We start from the raw sequence: 6521 nt of genomic DNA, 5'->3' as shown, positions 1-6521 counted from the left end.
TCAACAACAACTATTATATACTTTTTCATCGTTTCATTTCTTGCCTTTAATTCATCTGATTTCTTGTATTTTCTTTTTTGTTCTTTTGCCTGTTTTATTTTCATTTTTAATTTTTCTTCTGTGTATCCTTTTTGTTTTATGTATTTTACTTCTATTATCGCTTCATATGGCACTTCTTCGTATCTTTTGAACATTGCTATGTCTATATACCCATTTTCTACTGGATATTCCATTTTTACCATTGCATATGGCGTTAATACTAAATAACTATACATTATTGCTTTTATGTATTTTTCATCTAATCCCATGAATATTCTGTTGTCCATTTTGTTCAGTAGGCTTTCTATTTCTTTTGCAAAGCTTTTTATTTCTCCATCTGATAGTATCTTTCTTACCGCTATTTCTATTGGCTCTGGGTCTATATATTCTGTTAGTTTTTCTTCTATGTATTCTGTGAAATATTCTGAGAATATTTTTTTCATTGAATAATTTGGTATTTTTAGATATGTTATTATGCCTTTTTTTTCAAAAGTCATGAATCCCAGATAGAATAATAATGATTTTATGTCTTTTATTTCTATCCTTTTTCCTGGATTAAACATTGTTGTTAGTTCTGTTAGCTCTGTTTTTCCTGTTAGTAATATTTCGTTTAATAATTTCCCGATTATTTTTTTTAAATATTTTTTTTGTTTTTCTTCATTTGTTAATTCTTTATTGCTTTCTTCATCCGTTTTTATATATATTAATTCACCAAGACTGAATAGATTCCGAATTTTCTTATAATAACTCATTATGTTGTCATCTATTATTTTTTTTGGTGGTCTTTTTTCTGAAAAATATTCTGTTATAAAATAAAATACCATGTCTGGATTATATACTTTTTCTTTTGCGTTTATGTTGAATATATATCCATTATAATTTTCTTGCATTTCTTTTAATAATTTTTCTGAATATATGTCATAATATTCCAATAATTCTTTTACTTCTTCTTCTTTGAATCCAAGCATTTCATTGAATTCTGGTGCTAATGTTATATTCATTGTTATGTTAAATCCACTGGTTAATGAGTCCAGCATTATTGGACTTACACCTGTCATGAATAGTCTTTCTATTATTGTTTTTGTTCCTTTTTTTATTTCTTCGTAGAATTTTCTTACAAATCCATGTTTTGTTACGCTGTCTTTGAATAAATCAAGGTTAAAACTCAATAATTCATTTGCAAAGTGATCATATTCGTCTATTAATAAGTATATTGGTTTATTTAATTTTTCTTTAGCGTCTGTTAAAAATGCCCTTATTATATCTGCAGGTTCTGTGTATTCTTTTTCTATTTTTAGTTTTATTTCATATCTGGTGTTGAAGTCATCCAGTGAAGATATTACATTATTTTTAAAACTACTTATTAATTTTTCTTTATTTTCTGTTTGTATTCCAGAAAAATTCATTTTTAAAATATAATAACTGTTTTTTAACGATGTTGGATTTTTTCCTATGTATAAGTTTTTAAATAATTCTTCAAATTTCTCTGCATAATTGATATCATAATACTTTGAAAGTGTATCTAAGAACAATGTTTTTCCAAATTTTCTTGGCCTTAAAAACACTATATTTTTTTCATTTAATGATTCTAATTTTTCTATATATTCTGTTCTGTCTATGTAATAATAATTCTGCATTATTACTCTTTCAAAATTTTGTTCTCCATATGGTATTTTTTTTCTCATGGCTCACCTCCGGTGTTACACGCTTACAGCGGGTTATAGGATAATAATTTATTATTTTAAAATAAAAACTTTTTAATATTTTCAAAGAAAATATACACGCTATTGCGGGCAGCGGTTTATATTTTTTTGATTTTTAAAAGATAAAAAAACTATTAAATAATTACAGTGTAATTATTTAATCTCCTGTAGGGATTAGGATAAAATCATTTTATTTTAAAAAATAAATTCTTAAAATATTTGCAAAGCAATTATTCACGCTACGGCGGATTATAAGATTAAAAATTGGATTTTAATTAAAAAAACTTTTGATCTGTCGCTCTTCTCCGGTAGGTTAAAAGTCGCTGAGCCCTAAATTTGTTAATCCTTCTGCTTTTACATCTATTCCTGATGATGCTATTATTGCAAATATTAATGAATGATAATATTTTTTTCTAAAAAGCCATACATAAAATTATTTTACATTTGATGGACTTTTAAAATTCGTTTTTATAAACCAAATGTGTAATTTTATTCCATTTTCTTCTTCTAATATATATTCAAAATCTTTTATTGTATTTGAATATATTATTAACCATCCCTCTTTTAACCCTTTTCTTTTTATATATTCTTTTATTTGTTTTTTACTTTTTTCATAATCATTTCCTGTTATGTTTGCTTTTATTTCTATTAAATATTCTTTGTTGTTTAAATTTATCAATAAATCTATTCTTCCTCCGCCTATTTGTGTTTCTGGATATACTTTTCCATCTGCCGCTTCTACATATAATCCAAGAAATTGATCAAGATTGTATTGATATACTCCTTCGTAATAGTTCCTGCCTTTGAACATTACTGCTCCTCGTTCTTTTATGTATCTTATATATCTTTTCATTAATTTGTTTAAATCCAAGCTCCCATCTTCTTTTATATATGGTTTTATTGTATCTTTTATTGTTGCCATATAATTTTTTTCTCCATTGATTTGTGGTTTGAATCTTGCATATAATGCTTTGTAATACAACGGCACTTTCACACAGCATATGCCTTCACAATTGTCTATTACTCCGTTTAAATATAAGAATTTTATGTTTTCATCATATATATTAAATTCTATATTATTTGGTTCAAATAATATTTTCATCATTAATTTTTTTTCTTTTTTTGCTTTGTTTATTATATTTGATATGTTTTTGTCTATATATACTCTCATATAATCATATAATGTTTTTTCAAAATGTTTTTCTGTTATTATTTTTTCTCCTTTTGCCTTTTTCATTACTAAGTCATATGCAAGTCCATTGGTTAATCCTGGTTGTCCTGCTGCGTTATGCCATATTAATTCTTTTACTTTTTCTTCGAATATTTGTCCTGTTTCTTTTTCGTGTTGCGAAAGTAAATCATATACTTGTTCTTTTGTAAAGTACGGCACTTCTAAATGTTCTGCTATGTTGAATGGACTGGCATTGTCTTCTAATATTCCGCTTAAGTATCCTACGCTTATTAATATTACACTTCTGAGTTTGTATATTTCCCTATCATGATATATGCTTCGTATTACATGTAAAAATTCATTCATTATTTTTTCATCTAATTTTTCAAATTCGTCTATCATTAATACTACTTCTTTTCCTGTTGTTTCATTTAATCTCATCATAATTCTTCTTATATCATCCATTTCTTCCGGCTCTTCGATTTCTATATTTTCAGAATAAAGTGATTTTATCTTTATTTTGAAATCTCTTACAATTGTTTTTAAGAATGATGTTTTTGTTTTATCCCCATAACTTTCAAATGAAATAAATATTGTTAAATATTTATCTTTTATTTTTTCAACTATATCATTTAGCAGTGTTGTTTTTCCACTTTGTCTTGGTGCTGATACTGTAAAGTATCTCCAATTTTCTATATGATCAAGCGCTTCTTTCATTATATCTGGTCTTTCTATGTAATAACATGTCTTTTTATCAACGGGACCACTTGTGCAGAATCTTCTCATGATTCACCTCCGGTGTTACACGCCTACGGCGGGTTATAGGATAAAGATTAAAGATTTTAAAATTAAAACTTTTCAATATTTTCAAAGAAAATATTCACACTTACGGTGGGTAATAGGATTAAAAATTGGATTTTAATTAAAAAAAATTTTGAGATGTCGCTCTCCTTCGGTAAATATTAGGATAAAATCATTTTATTTTAAAAAATAAATTCTTAAAATATTTGCAAAGCAAATATTTTCGCCTACGGCGGGTTATAGGTTAAAGATTTAAGATCTTAAAATAAAAACATTTCAATATTTTCAAAGAAAATATTCACGCCTACGGGATAAACAATGGTGATTTTTTAATTATTGTCAGACAAAATTTAATAAGAAATTTTTAAGTTTTTCCATTTTTTCAAAATTCCAATATCCTTTTTTAGCTGCTAAACCAAGTGAATTAACGGGTTCTTTTTGCGAAGCCAGATAAGCAAGTGTTTTAGATTTTGAGAGATTTTTAAAGTTCGTTATTTCATTGTTATTTAAACATATAAAAAACTCTTCGAAACATTTTATTTCTTTTTGCTCTTTGATTGAAGATAAGCATAAATCTTCAAGCATCCCTGGACTTTTATGATCTGGCATTATGAATATTCCAATTTTTGGTTTTCCATTTGAAAATGAACCATCTTGATTAACCTGAAATCCAAGATTGGATAATATAGTTACAATACTTTTTAATGAATTGTGAAATGAGTTATCTGCATCTTTTACTATTCCCATGATTTTAATTTTTTCAAAATCTGGAAATTTGGTAATTAATTTCAGTTCTTTTTTAAAGTTTTCTTTTCCTTGAACTGTTAGTATTTGAATATTTGATATGTTTAAGTGTTTTAAGAAGGCTAATAAGAAATTTTCTTCATCTTTTCCTTCAACTAATAATAGTTTATCTGATTCTATTTTCTGATTCACTTATCTCAGCTCCCAATTATTCTGGAGTGATAGGTTTATCAATTCATTCTCATATTCTACGATTTTGAAATTTTCTTCGTTTTTATCAATTCTGTATAATTTTATGTCATTTTCGTTTTTTAAAGTTTTTGAGAATGCTTCCAGGCATTCCCATGAATGGGTTGTTGCAAACACCTGAACGTTGAATTTTTTTGATGCTTCGTTTATGCCAGACCATAATGACTTTAGGGATGAGTAATGTAAACCATTTTCTATTTCATCTATTATTACTATACCGTTTTTGTAATTATACATGGCAGTGAGGATTGATAGCAACTTTACTATTCCATCTCCCATCAGGTTTATTGGAAATAATTTAGGCAACCCTGTATCGCAGTATATTATTCCATCCCCTCCAATTTCAAGGTCTTTTATTGACGGATCTATTTTTTTCAGTATTTCTATTATATCTTTTTTCTTTTTTTCTATTATTATTTTCGAGAACATTTGAGGTAATCCAGGAGTATTTCTTGTTTGTGCATTTAAGAATATTCCGTGAAATTCTTCGTTGAATGTGTTCCCTTCTGTTTTTATTTCAAAATTATTCTCGTGGGTTATTAGATATGTTATTATTTCTTGTTGGTCATATTTTGATATGCTTTTTAAACCTTTTATTGTTTGGATTGGAGTATCCAATGATGGATTTTGATATGTAATATTTGTATTTTGATATGGAATTATTGTTATTTTTCTGGTTTTTGTTATTTTGTTTTTTAGTGTTGCCGTTAGTTCTATTTCTTTTTTTGTATCCATATTTTTAAAAAGCGATTGGATTATATATTCTATATTGGCAGGTGATACTATGAGCCCCCTAAAAGCATTTATGTTAAGATTTAATTGTATGTTTTTTGGTGATGTTAGTAAGAAAATTGATTCTAATATTGCTGTTTTTCCAGCATTATTTTTTCCGACGAAGAGGTTTAGTCTTTTTAGATTGTTGATAGTAAGTTGTTCAAAAAGTCGGAAGTTTTTTATTGTTACTGAAGTGAACATAAAAAACACCTCTTTTCGTACTTTGATATAAGCAATTTTGTATTTTTTCTAAGTTATTTAATAGTAAATTTAGTTCCTTCTGGTGCGTCTTTTAAAATTATTCCAATAGATTTAAATGTGTTACGGATGTAGTTACTGAGTTGGAACTTTTTTTATTTTATATAGTTTATATTATACTACCTTATTGATAAAGAATTAGGTATATTATTTTAGATTATCAATAATTGGAAGTATCTCTTTAATATTATGAACGATATAATCCGCATTTTTAACTTCTTCATCGCCAAAACCATAGGCACATCCTATAGAAATAAAACCATTCTCTTTTGCTGCTTCAATATCCTTGTGTCTATCACCAACCATTATAAAATTCTTATTACCATTTGAAATTAAGTTCAAAACATAATCTTTTTCTGCCCAATCATACATTTCAGCACAATGAGGAGAATCGATATATTTATTCAACCCTTTTTCAAGTAGGGCTGTCATATATTTTATATTACAATTAGAAAGGATGAATAATTTATGATTATCTTTTTTTAATGTTTCCAGAACCTCGAAAACACCATCGAAAAAAATAGTCTCTATATTTTCCTTTTTAATTATATCAATTTCATATAAATCGAGTAATTTAATGGCTTTATTTATAATATTTTTATCTTTAGTTTTTAAAAGTCCTTCAAAAATATCATCAATTGTATAACCAATATATTTTAATATTTCTTTTTTATTTATCTTATAGTTATAACCTAAATCTTTTAATACGTTTCTAATGGCAGGTAAGGCAATATTTTCCGTTTTTACCAGTGTTCCATCAAGATCAAAAACTATATTCATAT

5 protein-coding genes are annotated in these 6521 nt (G+C 26.3%); all 5 read right to left on the bottom strand.

Annotated features, from left to right (window positions below; all coding sequences use genetic code 11):
• On the bottom strand, positions 1–1724 hold a 1724-nt coding region (locus X274_RS10745), incomplete at its 3' end, for an AAA family ATPase (RefSeq protein WP_047266827.1).
• 451 nt (positions 1725–2175) lie between these two features.
• Positions 2176–3699, bottom strand: a complete 1524-nt coding sequence (locus tag X274_RS10740; protein ID WP_047266826.1) for an AAA-like domain-containing protein — start codon at positions 3697–3699, stop codon at positions 2176–2178.
• A 354-nt stretch (positions 3700–4053) separates the two neighbouring features.
• On the bottom strand, positions 4054–4650 hold the full coding sequence (locus tag X274_RS10735) for a DUF3226 domain-containing protein (protein ID WP_047266825.1): 597 nt from the start codon (positions 4648–4650) through the stop codon (positions 4054–4056).
• Positions 4651–5682, bottom strand: a complete 1032-nt coding sequence (locus X274_RS10730; RefSeq protein ID WP_047266824.1) for an AAA family ATPase — start codon at positions 5680–5682, stop codon at positions 4651–4653.
• A gap of 204 nt (positions 5683–5886) precedes the next feature.
• A complete protein-coding gene (locus X274_RS11710) occupies positions 5887–6519 on the bottom strand; it encodes an HAD family hydrolase (protein WP_052913308.1) in 633 nt (210 codons plus the stop codon).
• Positions 6520–6521 lie beyond the last annotated feature (2 nt).

Origin of the sequence: Marinitoga sp. 1155, assembly GCF_001021175.1 — a bacterium.
Taxonomy (GTDB): domain Bacteria; phylum Thermotogota; class Thermotogae; order Petrotogales; family Petrotogaceae; genus Marinitoga.
This window is presented reverse-complemented; position numbering and strand designations above follow the sequence as displayed.

Coding starts and splice junctions, on each gene's coding strand:
- X274_RS10740 (WP_047266826.1), bottom strand. CDS start 3,699: ATGAGAAGATTCTGCACAAGTGGTCCCGTTGATAAAAAGACATGTTAT.
- X274_RS10730 (WP_047266824.1), bottom strand. CDS start 5,682: ATGTTCACTTCAGTAACAATAAAAAACTTCCGACTTTTTGAACAACTT.
- X274_RS11710 (WP_052913308.1), bottom strand. CDS start 6,519: ATGAATATAGTTTTTGATCTTGATGGAACACTGGTAAAAACGGAAAAT.